The organism is Vibrio sp. E150_011, assembly GCF_053544015.1.
Map to the genome: position 1 here is coordinate 267,290 of NZ_JBHFOL010000003.1, position 22,725 is coordinate 290,014.

The window sequence follows — 22,725 nt, forward strand, 5'->3', positions numbered from 1 at the left end:
TTATTACTTATTTTTGGTAAGTTGTGTCTTGTGGTTTATTGTAACAATAAGAAAGTGATGCCATGGTTAATCAAGAACATGAATTCTTGTTAGAGATGACAGGGATTAGTAAAGAGTTTCCTGGGGTTAAGGCATTAGATAAAGTTAATTTAAAAGTTCGACCTAATTCTATTCATGCTCTTATGGGTGAGAATGGAGCTGGAAAGTCGACGTTATTAAAATGCCTATTCGGAATATATGAAAAAAATGAAGGTGATATTGTCTTTTTAGGAAAGAACATTAACTTTCAATCATCAAAAGAAGCATTGGAATCCGGTGTTTCAATGGTTCACCAAGAACTAAATCAAGTACTTCAATGTACGGTGATGGATAACATCTGGCTTGGGCGATATCCTAAAAAAGGCTTCTTTGTCGATCACGATAAAATGTATCGTGACACAAAAGAAATTTTTGAAGAATTGGATATCAATATCGATCCCAAGGTTAAAGTAAGTACACTGTCTGTTTCTCAAATGCAGATGCTAGAGATCGCGAAGGCCTTTTCTTATGACGCCAAAATAGTCATTATGGATGAGCCGACCTCTTCTTTAACTGAAAAAGAAGTCAACCATCTATTCACCATCATCAAAAAGCTGAAAGAGAAAGGCTGCGGTGTGGTGTATATCTCCCATAAGATGGAAGAGATTTTTGCGATTTGCGATGAAATTACCATCCTACGAGACGGTCAATGGGTCATTACTCGTCCTCTACAGGGACTTGATATGGATGCCATTATATCGATGATGGTGGGACGTGAGCTGACGCAACGTTTCCCAGAGAAGAGCAATACACCTAAAGAAACCGTCCTTGAGGTTAAAGGCCTCACAGCTGTGAATCAACCATCGATTCAAGATGTGTCTTTTGACCTAAAAGCAGGTGAGATTCTTGGTGTTGCTGGCTTGGTTGGCTCAAGACGCACAGATATTGTTGAGACGATATTTGGTGTACGTGAGCGAAGTGAAGGCCAGATTTTTCTTAACGGCAAAGAAATGAAAAACCGAGATGCTCACGAAGCGATTAATAATGGCTTTGCTTTGGTCACGGAAGAACGTCGCTCTACTGGGATATACGGCAATCTAGATATCACTTTTAACTCCCTTGTGGCTAACGTCGATAATTATAAGACTAAGTCGGGGTTACTCAGTAATAAGAAAATGAAAAGTGATACCCAGTGGGTTATTGATTCAATGAGCGTCAAGACTCCATCTCATGACACCTCAATAGGATCGTTGTCAGGTGGTAACCAGCAAAAAGTGATTATTGGTCGCTGGTTATTGACACAACCTGAAATATTAATGCTTGACGAACCTACTCGAGGTATCGATGTCGGGGCTAAATTTGAAATCTATCAATTGATTCTTGAATTAGCTAAGAAAAATAAAGGTATTATTATTATTTCTTCTGAAATGCCAGAGTTACTAGGTATTACTGACCGTATTTTAGTGATGAGTAATGGTCGAGCGGCTGGTGTCGTGGATACGAAAGAAACAACACAAAGTGAAATATTAGAGCTGGCCTCACGTTACCTCTAGGGAAATTATTATGGACGCTATTAAATCATACGCAAAGAAGCATTTAACCGAAGGTGCGATCTATGCGGTTCTATTTATATTATTGGCAATTATTATTGTTCAAGAACCCTCTTTTTTAAGTTTAAGAAACTTTAGTAATATCCTGACGCAATCTTCTGTTCGTGTCATTATCGCATTGGGTGTTGCTGGATTAATTGTCACGCAAGGTACCGATCTTTCGGCAGGTCGTCAGGTTGGTCTCGCTGCCGTTGTATCCGCAACCTTGCTACAATCCGTGGACAACGTGAATAAGGTATTCCCTGGTCTAGGTGATGTCCCTATCGTAGCGGTTATCGTTGTGGTTTGTGCGTTAGGTGCGATCATCGGTTTGATTAACGGTATTATTGTGGCTTACTTAAAAGTGACCCCATTTATCGCGACCTTGGGCACAATGATCATCGTTTACGGTGTGAACTCGCTTTATTATGATTCCGTTGGGGCTTCCCCGATCGCTGGCTTCGACGAGCGCTTTTCTGAATTTACCCAAGGGTTTATTCGTATGGGAGACTTCAGGCTTTCCTATATCACTTTTTATGCCATTATCGCCATTGTTTTCATGTGGGTTCTTTGGAACAAAACGGTCTTTGGTAAAAATATCTTTGCAGTAGGTGGAAACCCAGAAGCAGCCAAAGTATCGGGTGTGAATGTCCCTGTGACACTGCTTAAAGTGTATGCATTATCGGGTGTATTCTATGGGTTTGCCGGTATGTTAGAAGCGGGCCGAATTGGCAGTGCAACTAATAACCTCGGTTTCTTATATGAGCTAGATGCTATCGCGGCTTGTGTGGTTGGTGGTGTCTCCTTTGCTGGTGGTGTGGGGAGTATTGCTGGTGTGGTTACCGGGGTGCTTATCTTTACTGTTATTAACTATGGGATGACCTACATTGGTGTTAACCCTTATTGGCAGTACATTATCAAGGGGTCAATCATCATCTTTGCGGTGGCCTTAGATTCGATGAAGTACGCGAATAAAAAGTAACGATCTATAAAAGGGCTATCAATTTGATAGCCCTTTTTTTACGTGCTAATGAATATGTGTAACCGTTTTACATTAAATGGAGTGACGGTGATCTCATTTTTAAGCGGTTATCCTCTCTAATCATTATTAATGAGCCTGTTTTTTTAAGTTTTAGTGTAAACGTTTACACTTTGAGAGTTTAGTCACAGATCGATCTTGATGACTGTTGCTACAATTTGCTTAGTTTAAATAAATAGCGCGAATTCACGGCTCAAACATCGTGAATTAAAGGCAGATAAAATCTAGGAGCGGAATGTGAAAGTACTCGTGACAGGTGGAATGGGTTACATCGGTAGCCATACATGTGTGCAAATGCTAGAGAGTGGCATTGAACCGGTAATTATTGACAATCTTTGTAACGCCAAGCAATCCGTTATTTCCAGAATTAAAGCGCTCAGTGGTCAAGCACCAACGTTTTATCATGGCGATGTCCGCGATGCCGAATTGCTTGAACGAATCTTCTCCGAACATGATATCCAATCCGTCATTCATTTTGCTGGTTTAAAAGCGGTGGGCGAATCAGTCGCTAAGCCTATTGAATATTATGATAACAATGTAGCGGGTACGCTGGTGTTAGCCAATGCGATGCGAAATGCAGGGGTTAAAAGTATCATATTTAGCTCTTCTGCAACCGTCTATGGCGATCCTGAGATTGTGCCGATTACTGAGAATTCACCAGTGGGTAAGACGACTAACCCTTACGGCACGAGTAAATTCATGGTTGAACGCTGTTTAAGTGATGTCTTCACCTCCGACGAAGAATGGAGCATTACGTTGCTGCGGTACTTTAATCCAGTAGGGGCGCATCCGTCAGGAACGATGGGAGAGGATCCGCAAGGGATCCCAAATAATCTCATGCCATTTATTGCTCAAGTCGCTGTCGGTCGTCGTGACAAACTCTCCGTATTTGGTGACGACTATGACACACCTGATGGAACGGGAGTTCGTGACTACATCCACGTTATGGACCTAGCCGACGGGCATGTCGCGGCATTAAAAGCAGTAGGGCAAAAACAAGGCCTACATATCTATAATCTCGGTACTGGTAAAGGAAGCAGCGTTTTAGACATGGTCGAGGCATTCAGCCTAGCATGTGGTAAGCCTGTCCCGTATGAGCTACACCCAAGGCGTCCTGGTGACATCGCAGAATGCTGGGCGAGCACGGCAAAAGCCGAGGCTGACTTGAATTGGAAAGCAAGCCGTTCTCTACGAGATATGACGGCTGACTCTTGGCGCTGGCAATCGAATAACCCGAACGGTTACGAGGAGTAACGACTGCGGTAGATTGAACAAAGTTATAAATCTTGTGTTTTTCAAAGCGCTCGGCGCTGACGTATTGAGTAAAGATAATGTCGAATATTGAATTTAATCCTGTTGATCATCCACATCGTCGCTATAACCCATTAACTGGGCAGTGGATCCTTGTTTCTCCTCATCGAGCCAAACGACCATGGAGTGGCCAGAGCGAAGAGGTGTCGAATGTTCAGATTCCTCACTATGATGCTGGTTGTTTTTTGTGCCCAACTAATGAGCGTATTTCAGGTGATATCAATCCTGATTACAAGGGCACGTACGTTTTTAAAAATGATTTTGCGGCGTTGATGCCTGATTCACCTGATGCCCCTGAATCGACAAACCCTTTATTTAAAACTCAAGGGGTGCGTGGTCTAAGTCGCGTGATTTGCTTTTCTCCCGACCACAGTAAGACGTTGCCAGAGCTTCCGCTTTCTGCATTGCGTTGCGTTGTAGATACATGGAATGAACAAATCGAAGAATTGGGACAAGATTATGTCTGGGTTCAAGCCTTTGAGAACAAAGGCGAGGCGATGGGCTGCTCACAACCGCACCCTCATGGTCAGGTTTGGGCCAACAGCTTTTTACCCAATGAAATCGAACGTAAAGACCGTCTAATGCGAGAGTATTACGCCGAGCAAGGTAGCAACCTGTTGGTTGATTATGTTACATCCGAAATGAAAGATGGGGCACGTACTGTCGTTGAAACCGAGCATTGGTTAGCAGTTGTGCCTTATTGGGCGGCCTGGCCATTCGAAACGATGCTATTACCTAAGGTACATATCCGCCGGATGAGTGAGCTGAGTGAGGAGCAAAAAGATGACCTCGCTGTAGCGATTAAAAAATTGACCGCACGTTACGATAATTTGTTTGAGTGTTCTTTCCCTTATTCCATGGGCTGGCATTACGCGCCGTTTTTTGATGAGGGAGAAGGGATTGAGCACTGGCAGCTGCACGCCATGTTTTATCCGCCATTATTACGTTCAGCGACAGTTCGTAAGTTCATGGTGGGTTACGAAATGTTGGCGGAATCACAGCGTGATTTGACTGCAGAGCAAGCCGCTGAACGCCTTCGTTCTTTAAGTGATGTGCACTATAAGCAACAATAAAACCATGAATTTATAAGTTTGATGCATCGAGCATAGCGCGATGCCTCTGATATTTGAGAGTTATTATCTATGAATGATCTAATCCAAAACGTAGCGAATGCCTTTACTCGTGTCGTGGGGGCCAAACCCGCTCATTTTGTACAGGCGCCTGGTCGAGTGAACTTAATTGGTGAGCATACCGACTATAATGATGGTTTTGTTTTGCCATGTGCCATTAACTATCAAACGATGGTTGCAACGACTAAGCGTGATGACAATATCGTAAGAGTTATCTCGGTTGATTATCAAGATGCGGTTGATGAGTTTGATATCACCCAGGAGATTTCGTTTCAGCCTAATAAAATGTGGGCGAACTATATCCGTGGCGTGGTGAAGTTCTTACTTGTACGCGGCTATAAGATCGGCGGTGCTGATATTGCGGTGTCAGGTAATGTACCGCAAGGCGCTGGCTTAAGCTCTTCCGCTGCGTTAGAGGTCGTGATAGGGCAAACGTTTAAAACTCTTTATGATTTAGATATTTCTCAAGCTGACATAGCCTTGAATAGTCAACAGGCTGAAAACGAGTTTGTGGGCTGTAACTGCGGTATCATGGATCAGCTTATTTCAGCAGAAGGTCAAGAGCATCATGCCTTGCTTATTGATTGTCGAAGCTTAGAAACACGCGCGGTTTCAATGCCAGAAGATATGTCTGTCGTCATCATTAACTCCAATAAACAGCGTGGCCTTGTTGATAGTGAATACAATACACGCCGTGAGCAGTGTGAAGAAGCCGCACGTATTTTTGGTGTGAAAGCATTGCGAGATGTCACGCTTGAACAATTCAATGACCGCATTGATGAACTTGATGCTGTTGTCGCTAAACGTGCTCGCCATGTCATTACTGAAAACGACCGCACAGTCGAGGCTGCCGATGCACTTAGTCGCGGTGATATGAAGCGCATGGCGCAATTGATGGAACAGTCTCACGTATCGATGCGTGATGATTTCGAAATCACAGTAAAAGAGGTCGACACGGTTGTTGATATCGTTAAAGGTGTGATTGGTGACCAAGGTGGTGTTCGCATGACGGGAGGAGGCTTTGGGGGCTGTATCGTTTCATTAGTTCCGCCTGCTCTTGTTGATGACATAGTGGCAGCACTGGATGAACAGTATGAAGCCGCAACCGGCCTCAAAGAGTCTATTTACGTGTGCCAAGCAAAAAATGGTGCTGGTGTTATCTCATAAGGAAGCGTCATGTCTATTTCGATGGTTGATACGTTGACGGCTATGCAAGTACCTGACGGTAATCCTGTTGAGCTTATTGAATTAAGTAATGTCAACGGGATGGTGATTGGCGTGCTTGATGTTGGCGCGACGTGGGTCAGTTGCAAGGTTCCCCTTGATGGTGAGCCTGATGGTTGTCGAGAGGTCTTGCTGGGATGCTTGGATTACACTAAGCAAGTCAGTTACATGGGGGCGACGGTTGGCCGCTATGCCAATCGCATCAAAGCTGGGCAGTTTTCTATCGAAGCGGATACTTATCAATTGGCTTTGAACCAAGCGGGCAATACGTTGCATGGTGGCAGCGACGGCTTCGATAAGCGTCGTTGGCAAGTGTTGGCGCAGGGAGTCAGTTTCGTTGAGTTGAAACTTTGCTCCGCTGATGGGGATCAAGGCTTTCCTGGAAATCTTACTGTCATTACCCGTTATGATCTGACCGATGACAATGAGGTGGTGATCAGCTATCGAGCGACGACCGATTCGCCAACCGTGGTGAACCTAACCAATCATGCCTATTTTAACTTGCTGGGTGCTGAGAGCGGACAAGACTGTTTGGGACATCGTTTGATGGTCAACGCTGACCAGTTTTTACCGTCCGATGAAAAGGGGATCCCACTGGGTGAGTTGCAATCGGTGGCGGGCACGAGTTTTGATTTTAACGAATCAAAACGTATTGACACGCATTGGATGCAAGACGAGCATCAACAGCGTGCAAAAGGGTACGATCACTCATTCTTGCTTAACCATGATGGCTTGGATGACAGACCTGTCGCCTATGTCCATTCCCCTGATGGCGCTTTAACGCTACAGGTATTTAGTAATAAACCTGCGATGCAGTTGTACACGGGAAATTACCTTGCTGGAACGCCAAATCGCTCCAAGGGGTGCTATACCGATTACGCAGGGTTTGCATTAGAAACTCAATTCTTACCTGATTCACCTAACCATCCTGAATGGCCGCAGCCTAGCTGTATTCTCCAGCCAGATCAGGAGTACTGGTATACGACGAGCTACCGCTTTGACATCTCGGGGGAGGAGTCATAGAGGTAGCGCGTTGCCTTTACTTATTACTCGTTTGAGTAAGGGGGAAACAGAATAAGAATAACCCCAGCTCGTCTTAATTTGAGCTGGGGTTCTTTTATTTGATTCTTTCGACTGAATTGCGCTGAACCAAGGTTGGAGAGTAAACCAGCAGATCTTTATCGATGGTTTCATTGTTCGACAAAGAAATTGCAATTTGCGCCGCTTTTTCCGCCATCATTTTAATTGGGTAGCGAATCGTCGTGAGGCGTGGATATAAATATTTTGCAATTAATGCATCGTCAAAGCCGATAATCGACATCTGATTAGGCAGCTCAAATTGGTTTTCTTCGAGCACTGATAGCGCACCTGCCGCCATATTATCGTTGTAGGCCACGATGGCCGTTATCGGCAATGATTTTGTGAGTAGGTTTGTCATGGCTTTTTCGCCACCATCACTGTCCGGCTCACCATATTCGATATAGCTTTTCGAAAGCTCGATATTATTGGCTTTGAGCGCTTCAAGATAACCTGCAAGGCGTTGATCCACATCTTCAATTTGATGAGATGAAGAGATGCACGCAATGTTGGTATGACCGTGACGGATGAGTTGCTCAGTGGCGAGGTAAGCCCCTTTATAATTGTCTAAGGATATACAGCGACCGGGAAGCTCTGGAATATTTCGGTTAATGTATACCAATGCCTTCACTTCTTCGGCATAGCGAATGAGTTCTTCGTCAGGCAGTGCCTTCGAGTGAATGACCAATGCATCGCAACGGCTGTTAATCAGCAGCTCAATTGCTTGTCTTTCTTCTTCGGCGTTGTGGTAGCCATTACCAATTAATATATGTTTACCATGCTGGTGAGCCACATCATCGACCGCTTTAACCAATGTTCCGAAAAATGGGTCGGAGACATCACTTACCAATACACCCACGGTTTTAGTGCTTTGACTGACGAGGGCTCTGGCATTGGCGTTAGGTCGATAACCAAGTTTTTTCATTGCGGCAGTGACCGACGCAATCGAAGCGGCACTCGCTTTGGGTGAGTTATTGGTTACTCGAGAAACGGTGGCGACTGACACCCCAGCTTCTTTTGCGACATCTTTTATCGTTGCCATCTGACACCTCTTTTTATTTATAGAGTTATTAAACGCTTGTCGTGTAAATATCGCAATCAATGTTTCACAAAATTGAACATTATGTGATGTGTGATGACATGCCCTGTGTGGTTTTAGGCTATATGTAAACGTTACACACCGTGAGGGTGTTCGTGGACAAAAAAAAGCCCCTCAACGGGGCTTTAGATTTATCAGAAACATCAGGTTTCTGTGCGAGGGTTACCATGTACTATTCAGTTACTATGTACTATTCAGTTACTATGTACTACTCAGTTACTGCGCAATTTAGTCACTTTGTGTCTTCTTATGCAGTCACTAACTCAGCTTTTGCTGAACGCATTTTTTTCAAACTGATACAAACTAAAGCCGTAACCACAGTACCAGCTGCCATACAAACTAACGCAAGCAGAGGTTTATTCATCGCACCTAGAAGTGCCACTACTGGACCACCGTGTGCGACGCTGTTTGTTATGCCGAATGAGAAAGCCATCACCGCTGCCACCATTGAGCCTACAACGTTAGCTGGAATGACCGACATTGGGTCTTGAGCGGCGAACGGAATCGCGCCTTCTGATATGCCGACTAGACCCATCGCTCCCGCGGCTTTTCCTGCTTCTAGCTCCGATTCTTCAAACAGATTGAACTTACGTCCCAATACCGTTGCTAAGCCCATACCAAGTGGTGCGACAGGAATTGCACAAGCCATTGCGCCCATAAACTGAGTTTGCCCGCTTGCAATCATGCCGACAGAGAATAAGAATGCGACCTTATTAAATGGCCCACCCATATCGAACCCTGCCATGCCACCGAGAACAATACCCAGCAGAACCACACTCCCCGTACTCATGCTAACGAGCATGGCGTTCAGACCGTCCATTAGGCTGGCAATAGGAGCGCCGATAACAAAGATAAACAACGCCGAGATAAATAGAGAGCCAGTAATTGGCGCAATCATAATTGGAACAAGTGGTTGAATAAATTTGTGATAGTTACGACTGGTCACCCATTTGACAAAGTAACCCACGAGTAGACCGGCAACAATAGCACCAATGAAACCTGTCCCAGCTTCAGCACCATAAAATGACCCATTATTTGCAATCCAGCCGCCGATTAAACCCGGAGCAAGACCAGGGCGGTCGGCGATGGCGTAGGCAATGTAACCAGACAGGATCGGGATCATCAATGTGAAAGCGACGACACCAACATCGAGTACTTTTTGCCACATACTGCCTTCAGGAATAGCCATGCCAGCTTCTGTTGGTTGCCCACCAATAGCCAAAGCAAGCGCGATAAGTAGGCCGCCCGTCACAACAAATGGGATCATATGAGAAACGCCATTCATTAAGTAGCAGTAAAGATCTGAGCGCTTAGAATTATTGCTATCAGCTTTGGTCGCCTTCCCATCTGCGACGAACTTAGGTGATGTTAACGCATCACTAATGACGCCTTTGGCATTACTAATTGGCGCTTTAACACCCGTTTCAATGAGCTTTTTGCCGGCAAAGCGGTTCATGTCGACCTGCTTATCTGACGCAACAATAATAGCGTCTGCTTGTGCAATCTCCTCTGCCGTGGGGCTGTTTTTCACGCCGATAGAACCATTTGTTTCTACTTTAATTTTATAGCCAAGCTCTGCCGCGCCTTTTTCAAGCGCTTCTGCGGCTAGATAGGTGTGTGCTACGCCAGTTGGACAACCCGTGACGCCAATCAAGAAACCTTTATTGGCTTCCGGTTGGTCCTCATTAGATTCAGGTTTTGCTAATAGTAATTCGAGAGCTTGCGTGGTGCTCGTCGCTTTTAAGATGTTATCAATAAAGCCATTTTCAATGAGTTTAGAGGAAAGCTCGGCAAGCACCTCAATGTGATGATCAGAGCCGCCATCAGGAGAGGCAATCATAAAAAAGAGTTTTGATGGTTGACCGTCTTCTGCGCCGTATTCGATACCGGACTTACTGATGCCGATGGCGACGGCTGGCGAAATCACGGCTGCGCTTTTTGCGTGAGGTAAGGCAATGCCTTCTTCGAAGCCTGTATTGCCAATTTCTTCACGAGCGTAAATATCAGCCAGGAATTGAGCTTTGTCGTTTATTCTGCCTTGATGATGGAGTAGATCGGCCATTTCAGCAAAAACGTCATCTTTGTTGGTTGCTTTTAAATCTAGGCAGATCAATTGTTCATTGATGAGATCCGTGATCATAATGATTGTCCTATTACCAGGTGGAGTGGGGCCTGCATGGTATCTATATATGCCATCGCTTTATGGGCACCAACTATGCGTAATAGCTAAATATGTAGTAGCGATACGTATGATAGTGTTTAGCCTATCTGTGGGCGATGACGGCCTTGATAGATAATGTCACGATGCAGTGCGTCGATAGGGTAATTATGAGCGTGAATCCTTTGATTTTTTAGTGCACCACAGAGACATCTACTAGATTTTTGTAACAACCCTTTTTTAGTGTGAACTGGATCTGTTTTTTATATTGGTATCTACTGTTAGTTATTTTTAATTAAAATTCTTTTTAATTAATTGCTTATGGTGTTTTTCTTGTGATTTATTAGTGTGGTAATTATCACTATGCTAAACTTGGCTGGAACTTTGTAACCTAGTTTCTAAGCCGAAATACCATGATTTATATCACAACTATTGCCTCATACTTAGCCATTCGCTGGAGAATTGTCTTCGATGTTTTACAACCTAATTGAAGTATTGGTAGCAGAGAGAGAGCACATCAATCGGATTTGGTTTGCTTCTGATAAACAGACTCCGCCACCTTGTAGTTACCAAGTAAACTTTCCCAGGTTAGAGCTTGTGGTCAGTGGTGAGTATGAGAATGAGCTTGAAGATCCAGAGCAAGGCATTTCAACGGTGAAAGTGTTGTCGGGAGATGTACTTTACATTCCACCAAACTGCTGGAACAAACCGAACTGGCAGGGGGATTGTTCAGTACTAAGTTTGTTGTTTGGTAAGCGGCAATTAGGCTTTAGCTTGGTGAGTAAGCGACAGGGAGAGCAAGGGTTTTATGACATACAAAAGCATAGCGTCCCCACTCGAACGGGTCACGCCATTGATCATATTCTTGATGCCTTGAATGCGTTGGCGGAAGAGCCTAAGAAGTCTCCGATGGATGAGCACTTATTGATGGCTTTATTGTCCTATAGCCAATCAATGGTATCAGAACCTTCAGAAAATTTACGCAGTGGCGACCTGTATCAAGGGATATGTATTTATATCCAAGAGAATTTTCATCGTTCAATTACACGATCGAGCATCGCCCATCGCTTTCATATTAGCCCCAATCACCTATCTCGCTTGTTTCGACAGCAAGGCCATATGACGTTGGCGGACTACATTACTTGGGTGAGGCTAGATCGTGCAAAGTTCATGCTAAAAAAATATGATTTCACCTTGAAAGAGGTGGCGATACGTTGCGGCTATCAAGATGTGAACTACTTTTTCCGTGTTTTTAAGTCTCGAACTGGGCAGACCCCAAGCGAATATCGGCAAGCGCTATGATGAAGAACATGCTCTTTGGCCTTTAACCAATTGATGAATCAAGATCGCTTTGATCGCCTCTGGCTCTCTACTGGTGGTCAATAAAGAACAAAATTCATCGTCAAGCAGCGCTTTTGTTAGGTGAGTGAAGCTGACAAGTAAAGCGCGCTGTGGCGGGGAAGGTAAAACCAATGTGATGATGAGTTTAACAGGTCCAAGTTTTATTGATTGCCAATCAACGGGCTGGGGGCTTTGAATTACAGTCAGCGAGGCCGTTTCTATTTTATTCGAAATTAAATGCGGCAGTGCAATGGAATGGCCGATCGCAGTTGATGAATGACGTTCTCGGTCTCGTAAACCAAGCATGATCTCACGATGGTGTTGGATGGACGTCAATTGAGCTATTTGCTCTAAAATCATCGATTTATCCTGGCTTTCGTTGTGAGCAAAGTGGAAATCGATAGGAAAGGGCAACTGAAATGTAGTGAGCGCTTTTAGTAGGGGAAGGTTAGCCTTTTTATTGCTGCGATGCGCCGTGTTGACGAGCATGAAGTGTTCAGCGATAAAATCGGTGAGAACCATGCAAGCCAACTCGGCGTCCGAGCCTTCGATATGCAACTGACACAAATCGTCTTGCTTGCCCGCCAATGAAAGAATGTGGAGTGGGTACTCGATGTTCGCGTTGTCCCAGCACGTTAAATTGTGCACGATGACGACGGAGCGAAACATGGCACTTAGGGTTTTCAGCCTGTTAATTTTCCAGCCGGAAAAGCCATCTTCGGGTAAAGCAAAAGTAATGCGTCGTTCGATCATAATATTAGCGTTTGACGATGTCACAACAGCGACGAATGACGGCATCAATATCCGTCAGCGCGTCTTCAATGGTTACACAGTGGATCTTACTGCCGGTAAACCGGGCACGATCTTCTATTTCTATATCAGAAGCAATTAGGACTAAATCAGCATTCGCGATATCTTGCGCGGTTAATAGGTTTTCGATCCCCATTGCCCCTTGGGTCTCGACCTTTATACCGATGTTGTCTCTCAGCGCGGCTTTTCGTAACGCCTCTGCCGCCATGTATGTATGAGCGATTCCTGTAGGACACGCTGTGACTGCTACAATTTTCATTGTCTAATCTCTGTAATATCAACCATAGTTGAATAAGTTAGTTAGATTATTAAGTGATTAGAGTACTAAGTTGTTGATAACGAGTATACGTTTGAGTGCAAATTTACTAAGTGAAAATTGACCTTATGATGTCCTAATGACATGATTTAACCTGTGTCTATATGACTTTTATTTTTTGATTTTTGCATTTAACTTCATGATTATTATTCTTTTTTATTGTTGGTATGATTTGTGCGGTTGTGGGTGGGTATTCTGTATTAAGTGAGTTGATATGCTAAATATTACTGATAAAAAAGTTGAGGAAAAAATCCCACCATGGTTACGACTTGGATTTCGTCCTTTCTTTTTAATGGGCAGCGTTTATGCCATTTTTGCTGTGGTTGCATGGGTCGTCATGTTTCAAAAAGGTCAACCCGACATTCTTCATGTGCCGGCGTTGTGGTGGCATGCTCATGAAATGATTTTCGGTTTTTCATTGGCAATTGTCGTTGGATTTGTGCTGACTGCTGTACAAACATGGACGGGGGTCAATGGAACCAAGCACTATCGCTTACTTCTTCTTGTTGTATTGTGGTTGGCACCTCGAATACTCTTCTGGACGCCGGCTCCGCTTTGGCTCACATCAGTGATAGAGTCAATGTTCATCTTACTTTCCGCGTATGAGATTGGAATTCGGGTCTATGCGTCGAAAGGCTGGAAAAATTTATTTTTTGTCCCTCTGTTTTTATTGGCTATTTTCGCAAACTTTGCCAGTTACGCAACAATCAAAGGTATGCCTCCTTTTAGCAGTAGCGCAGTGTGGCAGGCTATGCTTTGGTGGTTTACGATATTACTGTCGGTGATGGGAGGAAGGGTGATTCCCTTCTTTGCTGCGAAGCGCTTTCAGTATGAAAAACCGCAACCTAAGGTTTGGATTGAATGGGGCGCAACACTGCCCTTAATTGGCTTGTTTGCATTGAGCTTTTTCCCATTGTCTTTTGCGACTCTTGGTCAACCATTAATGCTTATCGCGGGCGCTTTTCAGTTAATTAAGTGGCTGCGTTGGAAGCCATGGTTAACACTGTCAGAACCACTAGTCTGGTCGTTGATGTTAGCGTACATGTGTATTCCACTTAGCTTGTTGTATCGAGGACTATTAACGGATGCATTTGCCGCGCATGCCATGTTACACCTGTTTGCCGTTGGGGCACTTGGTGGTTTGATTCTGGCGATGATCAGTCGTGTGACGATGGGGCATACCGGTCGGGCTATTTATAAAGGCCCTAATATGACATTGCCTTTTATTGCCATTACGCTAGCCGCTGTTTTACGCAGCGTTGGTGTTGCGATGTGGCCACAGCATCTGTTCGTTATGGTTGATGTCAGTGCCGCGCTATGGGCGTACGCTTTTTCAATGTACGTTTATCACTTTGGTAAGATGCTGGTGACGGCAAGAATCGACGGCTATCCGGGCTAATACTGCAATATTTCCCATAGGGTTAATCCAGCTACATAAAAAGGTCACGATTTCGTGACCTTTTTTTGGACGGCGTCATCTTTATTTGAACACGTTATCAATCTGTAACGACACTTAGATAAAAAGAAACCAGCCTAAAGGCTGGTTTCAGTCACTTGTATTAACTTAGCATCTAGTATTGGCGTCGTTAATAAGCATCGTTGTGAACGGCTTGTACCGCACGACCTGAAGGGTCAACACAGTTTTGGAATGATTCATCCCACTCTATAGCCTTTGCAGATGAACAAGCTACTGAAGGGCCACCAGGTACACATTGTGCAGCGGATTCTAACGGGAACAACTCTTCGAAGATTTCGCGGTACGAGTAACCTTCTTTTGTTGTCGGTGTATTGTAAGGGAATCTAAAGGCAGCGGTTTCCATCTGCTTATCCGTTACTTTTTCTTCAGCAACAGCTTTAAGTGTATCGATCCAATTGTAGCCTACGCCGTCAGAGAACTGTTCTTTTTGACGCCATGCAATGGATTCTGGTAGGTAGTGTTCGAAGCACTCACGTAGGATGTGTTTTTCCATCTTACCGTTACCACACATTTTGTCTTCAGGGTTTAGGCGCATTGCCACATCGATAAACTCTTTATCGAGGAACGGTACACGGCCTTCTACACCCCAAGCGGCGAGTGATTTGTTTGCACGGGCACAATCAAACATGTTGAGTGCAAGTAGCTTACGAACGGTTTCTTCATGGAACTCTTTTGCGTTTGGTGCTTTATGGAAATAAAGGTAGCCGCCAAATATTTCATCAGCACCTTCGCCAGAAAGAACCATTTTAATTCCCATCGCCTTAATCTTACGAGCCAATAAGTACATTGGCGTTGATGCGCGGATGGTCGTGACATCGTAGGTTTCAATATGGTAAATCACATCGCGAATAGCATCTAAACCTTCTTGGATGGTGTAGGTCATTTCGTGGTGAACGGTACCAATCTGGTCGGCAACCTGGCGAGCAGCGATTAGGTCCGGTGCGCCTTCAAGGCCAACCGCGAATGAGTGCAGTTGTGGCCACCATGCTTCTGACTGACCATCGTCTTCAATACGCATTGCCGCAAAACGTTTGGCAACGGCTGAGGTAATCGATGAATCTAATCCGCCGGAAAGCAACACGCCATATGGAACATCCGTCATTAGCTGGCGTTTAACCGCCGCTTCTAGCGCTTCTGTTAGGTCTTCTTTACTGGTGGAGTTGCCTTGTACTGCAGCGTACTCATTCCAGTCACGAATATAGTAGCGTTGTGGCTCAGCATCTTGTGAGCGATAAAAGCTACCTGGAGGGAATTCACTGATGGTTTTACAAACAGGTACGAGTGCTTTCATTTCTGATGCGACATAGTAGTTACCATGTTCATCGTAGCCTTGATAAAGCGGGATAATACCAATGTGATCACGACCGACGAGGTATTGATCTTTCTCTTCGTCGTACAGAACAAAAGCAAAGATACCGTTGAGTTCTTCCAATAGGTCTTCGCCAAACTCTTGGTACAGCGCAAGGATAACCTCACAGTCGGAGTCGGTCTGAAAGTCGTACTTGTCTTCATAACGAGCGCGGATTTCTTTGTGGTTATAGATTTCCCCATTAACCGCTAGGATGTGTTTTTTATCTTGGCTGTATAATGGTTGAGCGCCACTGTTCAAACCAACAATTGCCAAACGCTCGTGTGCCAAAATAGCTTTATCCGATGAATAAATGCCAGACCAATCCGGGCCTCTATGGCGAAGCTTTTTCGACATTTCTAATGCCACTGGACGTAGCGCAGCCGCGTCACTCTTAATGTCTAAAATGCCAAATATTGAACACATACAACTTCCTTTTCATTGAAATCTAAATCTATTGGATTCAATTTGCCATCTGCTCAAAAAAAAGCAACCGCAATGAATGAAAAAGAAGATAAACCCCGACTAACATTAGATAAAATTTAATGATAGTGGCTTTATTGTAAATATTATCTAATCTTGGTGTGTTAGGTGAGCATTTGGTGGCCGTCCCCTTAAGCTGATGCCATCAGCGTAAAGGGACGTAATGTCTATTTTAGCGTGGGATTAAGCTGTTCACAGACATGTCGTGCAAAACCGCTGCCCGCTTCACTGTAAATATTGAAGGCAGCATTAACGCCCATCGCCTCCAGTTCTTCTAGTTGATCAGGGTAGGCTGCGATTGCGGCGACCTGGCCTTTAAAGTTGGTTTGTTGCAACAGTGATAGAGCCGTTTGGTTCCCTAAATGGTGTGGCATCGCCAATAAAACTAATTTCACATGCGCTGTATCTAAGATGCGCTCCCAAAAGTCGGGGTCAGTTGCGTCGCCAGAAATGACATTTCGTCCTTTTTGCTGATGAACAAGCGCCGCATCTTCACGAACCTCAACGCCGAGACTGACTTTGCCGTAGCGCTCATAGAGTTCGTCGTATGCACCTGTCCCTATTCTTCCCATACCTAGAATCAATACCTGTGCTTCGCCAGGGTTAATGAACTGATCACGCAGATTTATTTTTTCTGCTGCTTGTTCTTTTAGCCATTTTGACGAGCGCAAATAAATCAGGTGTCCGATTCGATTAAGCGGCGCGGATATGACGAACGATAAGGAAACAGAGATCGCGATAGCGACGAGAATATCGCTGGAGATCCAGCCAAGTTTGTAAGCTAATCCACCGACAATCAGGCCAAACTCACTAAAGTTAAACAGGGTGAAGGTTGTCAATAAGCTGGTACGGACACGGAACTTGAAGGCGTTGATGACCGCAAAATACAGTACGCCTTTTAGAGGCAGCAAGAACAACAATAAGACGCCGAGGATAAAGCCCTCAATGGTGGGTTGATCTGAGAGGCCGATGTTAAGAAAGAAGCAAACTAGGAACAGCTCTTTCAGATTGAATAGTGATTTGGATAACTCGGATGCCTTTGGATGAGAGGCGAGCAACATGCCTAGTATCAGTGCGCCGAGATCGGGCTTCATACCGACAAGGTCAAATAACCCAGCGCCCATTACTAAGGCAAAAAAGATCCCGCTTAACACCAGCATCTCACCATGTCCGGCTTTATTAAGCAGTTTGAACATTAATGGCCTAGCGAGAGGCAGAGCGAACAGGCCAATGGCGTACCACTCGGGTATCTTTCCTGTTGATGCGGTCAAAAAGATGACGGCAAACACGTCTTGCATGACGAGAATACCAATCGCGAGAGTGCCATACGTCGCGTTGAGCTCGCCTTTTTCTTGCAGTGTTTTAACCGCAAAAACAGTACTCGAGAAAGAAAGTGCAAAGCCGAGCAAAATCAGTTGCTCCACTTCTAACGTGGCAAGGCTAGAAACACCGAGCACCTTAAGTCCAAGTAATAGTATGGCGAACAAAAGGGTGGACAGTATGTTGTGGATGGTGGCGCCAGCCCAAATTTCTTTGGAGAGCAAGGTTTTGATATCTAGCTTTAAGCCAATAGTAAACAGCAACAGTGTGACACCGAGATCGGCGAGAGTCACCATGGTATCTGAAGATTCGAAGCCAGCGCTATGCAGAGCAAAACCTGCGAGTAGAAAACCTACCATAGGCGGTAGTTGGCATTTTAATGCGAGAAAGCCAGCTAAGAAAGCAACGGTAACGAGTATAAGTTCCATAATTCAACTAATGTTGGTCTATAAAAAAGACCACACCGAAGTGTGGTCATCCCTTTATTCAAAGTATATCAAACTATCAGTTGATAAATTCGATACAAGTTCTCAATCTTCTAACAATTTTTGTAACAGAACACCATTGAGCATGGCTCGTTTGATCATCGCAAACGCCCCCATGGTAGGTTGTTTGTCGATCTCAGAGGCAACGATAGGTAGTCCGGTATGGAATGTGGTGAGCGATTGGTTCTCAACATTGCGCTGAATTGCCGGGAAGACGATGTCTTTTGCCATGGTAATATCGCCAGCAATCACGATTTTTTGCGGATTGAATAAATTCACTGTCATTGCGATGGCTTTACCAAGTTGGTTCCCAACTCGAACTAAACTTTGTTTTGCCAGTTCATCGCCATTTAATGCATGCGAACATACATCTTCGATGGTGATGTCTTCTTTGAGTGATAATGTTGACTCATAGCCTTGATCAATGAGTTTTTTTACGCGGTGAACAATCGCTGGGTTAGCGGCAACCGTTTCTAAACAACCAAAGTTACCACATTGGCATTGCTCGCCGAGTGGATCAATTTGGATATGACCGATTTCACCAACGTTGCGATTAAAGCCTAAGAAGACTTGTCCATTGACAATGATGCCTGCGCCTGTTCCTCGGTGAACACTGACCAGGATTGAATCTTGGCAGTCTCGGCTTGAACCAAAGTAATGTTCAGCGAGGGCCATTCCTCTTACGTCGTTACCAACAAAACATTCAACGTTAAATTGGGTGCGTATGAGATCGGCCAGTTCCAGTTTATCGATATCGGTATTGGGCATGTACTCGACCACGCCGGTGGTCGGATTCACTAAGCCAGGAAGCGTGATACCAATGGCAATTAATTGGTCTATACGACGGCTGTGCTCATTTAAGAAGGCTTGAAGATTAGACACTAACCCTTTTGCCAGTTGATTTTGATCGGCGTAATGGAGCTCTTTTTGAACAAAGGCCAGCTCGTTGCCGCCCAGGTTGTATAGGGAGAGTTGGACATAATCTCGCCCCAGTCTTACAGCAATCGAGTGAAAAGGCGCGACTTCGGTTGTCAATGAAATCGCACGTCGTCCACCTGTTGACGCTTGTTGGGCGACCTCTTTGATGAGGCCACGCTCTAGCAGCTGGCGGGTGATCTTAGTAACGCTGGCTGGAGCCAGTTGGCTTACATCGGCAACTTGAATGCGCGAGATAGGCCCTTTTTGGTCTATTAAACGGTAAACCGCTGCGCTATTCAGTTGTTTTACTAAATCTACGTTACCTATCTGTCCGCCATTCATACTTAACTTTGCTCGTATTGTCCGTTAACAATTGTACCTTGGACGTTGAAATCTCGATCGAATATGGCCAAGTTAGCTATCATGCCTTTTTTGATGCGACCGAGTTTATTATCCAGTCCCATCGCTTTAGCAGGATAGAGTGTTGCCATTCGTAGCGTTTCGTCCAAAGCAATACCGGCGTGTTCAACTGTATTTTGAACCGCTTCTATCATAGTCAGTGCGCTACCGCCTAGCGTTCCGTCTTCGCCAACGCACTTCCCTTCTCTGTAATATACTTTCTTACCGACAAAAATAAAGTAATCCATCTCAGCACCCGCTGGAGCTGTGGCGTCGGTCACTAATACCAGCTTTTCACCCTTCACTTTATGCGCGATACGAATATTCGCGTAATCAACGTGGAAGCCATCGGCGATAACACCAGCGTATACATCGGGTGTGTCATAAATGGCACCAACCACACCAGGTTCGCGACCTGTCATCGGTGTCATTGCATTAAAAAGGTGCGTGGCAAATGTGATGCCAGATTCAAACCCTTGACGAGCTTGTTCATACGTCGCATTTGTGTGCCCGATAGACACTACTATGCCAGCTTTATGCAGTCTTTCGATATGCTCTGGGGCATTTTGTTCTGGTGCGAGTGTTACTTTTGCGACTAAGTCGCTATTTTCGCAGATTAAATCGATCATTGCATCATCTGAACGTCGAATGAAGTCTGGGCTATGGATGCCTTTTTTCTCAACATTTAGATAAGGGCCTTCTAAATGAAGGCCAAGAGATTGATTTTTATATTTATTATTGTAGTCACGCGCAGCATTTAGTGCTTGACGCATATTTTCATCCGACGAAGTAATTAAGGTTGGTAGAAAACTCGTACAGCCTGTTTTGATGTTGGTACGGTGCATCGTTTGAATAGTGTCAGCGGTGATTTCGTCATTGAACATAACACCACCACAACCGTTAAGTTGCAGATCAATAAAACCTGGACTGACGTTAGCTCCGTTGAGGTCGACACGCTCTATGGACTCAGGAAGTTCAGATAATGGTAATACCGCTTCAATCTGGTCACCGTTGATAACAACAGCATGATTATTGAGAACATCACTACTCGTGAAGACCTTACAATTGGTTAATGCATACATAGTTAGCGAATCCTTGTGTTTTAATTCTGTTTACCTCACCGCAAGTACCAAACTGACTTCTCGACATCGTCGTATTTGAAACTTAGTTTGTGTTACTTAGCAATGAATTCAATTTTTTATTTAGCAAGTTATAATTAGTTACACTTTTTATGTTAACTCAATGATAAAATGAGAATTATTGTTATTATTTTTAATTTTTGTGGGCGTTTATTTATGCATTGCTCATAAAAACGTGACCACGTACTGCAACTCTCACCAATGAAATCTTACCGAGATCTCACCATTTTTTCGTATGATAAAATAAGTTTTATGATCTCGCTAGCAAAAAGCCTCTATTTTGACAAAAACTGGTGATTATGATCACAAATAGGGAGGTTTTAATTTGCGGAGCAAAATTAATTTCATAAACTGAGGAGGACTAAATTGAACGGCTAAAATAAGTCGTCCAAAATTAAAATTCCTATAGGGGGAACACACGGTGAATATATTAGGATATGCACAGAAGCTCGGGAAGGCATTGATGCTTCCTATTGCAACGCTTCCAATCGCAGCACTTCTACTTCGTTTGGGTCAACCTGACCTACTAGACATTGCATTTATGGCGGCTGCGGGTAACGCAATTTTCAGTCAACTACCTTTGCTATTTGGTTTGGGTATCGCGATTGGCCTATCTAAAGATGGTAACGGTGCGGCAGGTCTTGCAGGCGCAGTGGCTTACTTCGTATTAACGGCAACAGCAGCAACGATTAACGCAGACGTTAATATGTCGTTCTTTGGCGGTATCTTTGCAGGTATCATCGCGGGACATTCATACAACGCATTCCACGCGACGCGTTTACCTGAATGGCTAGCATTCTTCTCTGGCAAACGTCTTGTTCCAATTATGGCGGGTCTATTTGCTCTAGTTGCTGGTGCATTATCTGGTGTGATCTGGCCTGGCATTCAATCTGGTCTAGATTCTCTAGCACACGCTGTATCAACGTCTGGCGCAGTTGGTCAATTCGTTTATGGTACCCTTAACCGTGCACTTATCCCTGTTGGTCTTCACCATGTTCTTAACTCTTACTTCTGGTTTGGTATGGGTACATGTCAAGAAGTCCTAATCACTGGCGCTCAAGCCGCTGGTCAAGCACTTCCTTCTATCCAACAATTGTGTATTGACCCTGCTCTTGCGAAAACGCTAGTGGCTGGCCAAACGCACACATTTGAGTTTGCTAACTCTGTAACACCAGAAATCACAGCAACAGTAAAAGAAGTAACAGAAACACTTAAGTCTGGTGACTTGCACCGTTTCTTTGGCGGCGATAAAGGCGCTGGCGTATTCATGAATGGTTTCTTCCCTGTCATGATGTTCGGTCTTCCTGGTGCTGCTCTTGCTATGTACCTAGCGGCGCCTGCTGAAAAACGCAGCCAAGTTGGTGGCGCACTGTTCTCAGTAGCATTCTGTTCATTCCTAACGGGTATTACAGAGCCACTTGAATTCATGTTCGTGTTCCTTGCTCCAGCTCTATACGCAATGCACGCTGTGTTCACTGGTCTATCACTAGTTGTTGCTAACATGTTTGGTACGCTGCACGGCTTCGGCTTCTCTGCAGGTCTTATCGACTTCGTGTTGAACTGGGGTCTAGCAACTAAACCATTCGTATTGCTACTTATTGGTCTTGGCTTTGGTGCTCTGTACTTCTTCACATTCTCGTTCGCTATCCGCGCATTCAACCTGAAGTCGCCTGGTCGTGAAGACGATGACGAAGTTGCAGCCGATGTATCTGCTGACGCACCTAAGGGTGAGGTTGCTCGCCAATACCTTAAAGCACTAGGCGGACACGATAACCTGACATCTATCGATGCATGTATTACTCGTCTACGTCTAACAATGAAAGACCGCTCTATCGTTGACGAAACTGTTCTTAAAAAGCTCGGCGCGAAAGGTGTAGTTAAGCTAGGTGAAAATAATCTGCAGGTTATCCTGGGCCCTCTAGCTGAAATCGTTGCTGGTGAAATGAAAGCAATTGGTGCAGGCGAAGACCTAACAGAAGTTAAACTTCCTTAGGCTATCATTTAAGCGCAATTGACAAGTAAAGCCTCTCTTTGGAGAGGCTTT

At 44.6% G+C, this 22,725-nt stretch carries 17 protein-coding genes; 9 read left to right on the forward strand and 8 right to left on the reverse strand.

From position 1 onward, the window contains the following. Positions 1-62: 62 nt before the first annotated feature. From mglA to galM, 6 genes are all read left to right on the forward strand, one after another. Positions 63-1,571: a galactose/methyl galactoside ABC transporter ATP-binding protein MglA gene (mglA, locus tag ACE1OE_RS07325; protein ID WP_449210592.1), complete on the forward strand. Its 1,509-nt coding sequence runs from the start codon at positions 63-65 to the stop codon at positions 1,569-1,571. Positions 1,572-1,581: 10 nt separating this feature from the next. Then, complete coding sequence (mglC, locus tag ACE1OE_RS07330; RefSeq protein WP_449210593.1) at positions 1,582-2,589, forward strand: galactose/methyl galactoside ABC transporter permease MglC; 1,008 nt, start codon at positions 1,582-1,584, stop codon at positions 2,587-2,589. Positions 2,590-2,883: 294 nt separating this feature from the next. Then, positions 2,884-3,900: a UDP-glucose 4-epimerase GalE gene (gene galE / locus ACE1OE_RS07335; protein ID WP_449210594.1), complete on the forward strand. Its 1,017-nt coding sequence runs from the start codon at positions 2,884-2,886 to the stop codon at positions 3,898-3,900. 77 nt (positions 3,901-3,977) lie between these two features. Beyond that, positions 3,978-5,030, forward strand: coding sequence for a galactose-1-phosphate uridylyltransferase (gene galT / locus ACE1OE_RS07340; protein ID WP_102468428.1), 1,053 nt, complete (start codon positions 3,978-3,980; stop codon positions 5,028-5,030). 69 nt (positions 5,031-5,099) lie between these two features. Continuing rightward, positions 5,100-6,254: a galactokinase gene (gene galK / locus ACE1OE_RS07345; protein WP_449210595.1), complete on the forward strand. Its 1,155-nt coding sequence runs from the start codon at positions 5,100-5,102 to the stop codon at positions 6,252-6,254. A gap of 9 nt (positions 6,255-6,263) precedes the next feature. Next, a complete protein-coding gene (galM, locus tag ACE1OE_RS07350) occupies positions 6,264-7,334 on the forward strand; it encodes a galactose-1-epimerase (RefSeq protein WP_372059306.1) in 1,071 nt (356 codons plus the stop codon). A 94-nt stretch (positions 7,335-7,428) separates the two neighbouring features. Here galM and ACE1OE_RS07355 read toward each other — a convergent pair whose 3' ends face one another. Next, entirely contained in the window at positions 7,429-8,430 is a 1,002-nt protein-coding gene (locus ACE1OE_RS07355; RefSeq protein WP_102468431.1) for a substrate-binding domain-containing protein, read from the reverse strand. Positions 8,431-8,734: 304 nt separating this feature from the next. Next, positions 8,735-10,627, reverse strand: coding sequence for a PTS fructose transporter subunit IIABC (locus ACE1OE_RS07360; protein WP_449210596.1), 1,893 nt, complete (start codon positions 10,625-10,627; stop codon positions 8,735-8,737). Positions 10,628-11,116: 489 nt separating this feature from the next. Between ACE1OE_RS07360 and ACE1OE_RS07365 the strand changes: the two genes are divergently transcribed. Then, positions 11,117-11,947, forward strand: coding sequence for a helix-turn-helix transcriptional regulator (locus ACE1OE_RS07365; RefSeq protein ID WP_102468433.1), 831 nt, complete (start codon positions 11,117-11,119; stop codon positions 11,945-11,947). On the opposite strand, the gene ACE1OE_RS07370 is transcribed toward ACE1OE_RS07365, so the two are convergent. Together ACE1OE_RS07370 and ACE1OE_RS07375 are read right to left on the reverse strand one after the other, a co-directional pair. Further along, on the reverse strand, positions 11,942-12,784 hold the full coding sequence (locus ACE1OE_RS07370; RefSeq protein ID WP_449210597.1) for a PTS sugar transporter subunit IIA: 843 nt from the start codon (positions 12,782-12,784) through the stop codon (positions 11,942-11,944). The two genes, ACE1OE_RS07365 and ACE1OE_RS07370, sit on opposite strands and share 6 nt — an antisense overlap. Beyond that, entirely contained in the window at positions 12,744-13,055 is a 312-nt protein-coding gene (locus tag ACE1OE_RS07375) for a PTS fructose transporter subunit IIB (protein ID WP_102468435.1), read from the reverse strand. The genes ACE1OE_RS07370 and ACE1OE_RS07375 overlap by 41 nt, the downstream gene beginning before the upstream one ends. 271 nt (positions 13,056-13,326) lie before the next feature. On the opposite strand from ACE1OE_RS07375, the gene ACE1OE_RS07380 reads away from it, so the two are divergent. Further along, positions 13,327-14,511 carry an NnrS family protein gene (locus ACE1OE_RS07380; protein ID WP_102468436.1) on the forward strand — a complete coding sequence of 395 codons (1,185 nt, stop codon included), beginning with the start codon at positions 13,327-13,329 and terminating at the stop codon, positions 14,509-14,511. Between the two features lie 187 nt (positions 14,512-14,698). Here ACE1OE_RS07380 and asnB read toward each other — a convergent pair whose 3' ends face one another. From asnB to nagA, 4 genes are all read right to left on the reverse strand, one after another. After that, positions 14,699-16,363, reverse strand: a complete 1,665-nt coding sequence (gene asnB / locus ACE1OE_RS07385; protein WP_449210598.1) for an asparagine synthase B — start codon at positions 16,361-16,363, stop codon at positions 14,699-14,701. Between the two features lie 224 nt (positions 16,364-16,587). Then, the gene (locus ACE1OE_RS07390; RefSeq protein WP_449210599.1) at positions 16,588-18,168 is read right to left on the reverse strand and encodes a cation:proton antiporter domain-containing protein; all 1,581 of its coding nucleotides are present in this window, start codon (positions 18,166-18,168) and stop codon (positions 16,588-16,590) included. A gap of 102 nt (positions 18,169-18,270) precedes the next feature. Then, entirely contained in the window at positions 18,271-19,485 is a 1,215-nt protein-coding gene (nagC, locus tag ACE1OE_RS07395) for a DNA-binding transcriptional regulator NagC (protein WP_102468439.1), read from the reverse strand. Between the two features lie 2 nt (positions 19,486-19,487). Next, entirely contained in the window at positions 19,488-20,624 is a 1,137-nt protein-coding gene (nagA, locus tag ACE1OE_RS07400; RefSeq protein WP_449210600.1) for an N-acetylglucosamine-6-phosphate deacetylase, read from the reverse strand. 478 nt (positions 20,625-21,102) lie between these two features. On the opposite strand from nagA, the gene nagE reads away from it, so the two are divergent. Next, entirely contained in the window at positions 21,103-22,674 is a 1,572-nt protein-coding gene (gene nagE / locus ACE1OE_RS07405; RefSeq protein ID WP_449210601.1) for an N-acetylglucosamine-specific PTS transporter subunit IIBC, read from the forward strand. Positions 22,675-22,725 lie beyond the last annotated feature (51 nt).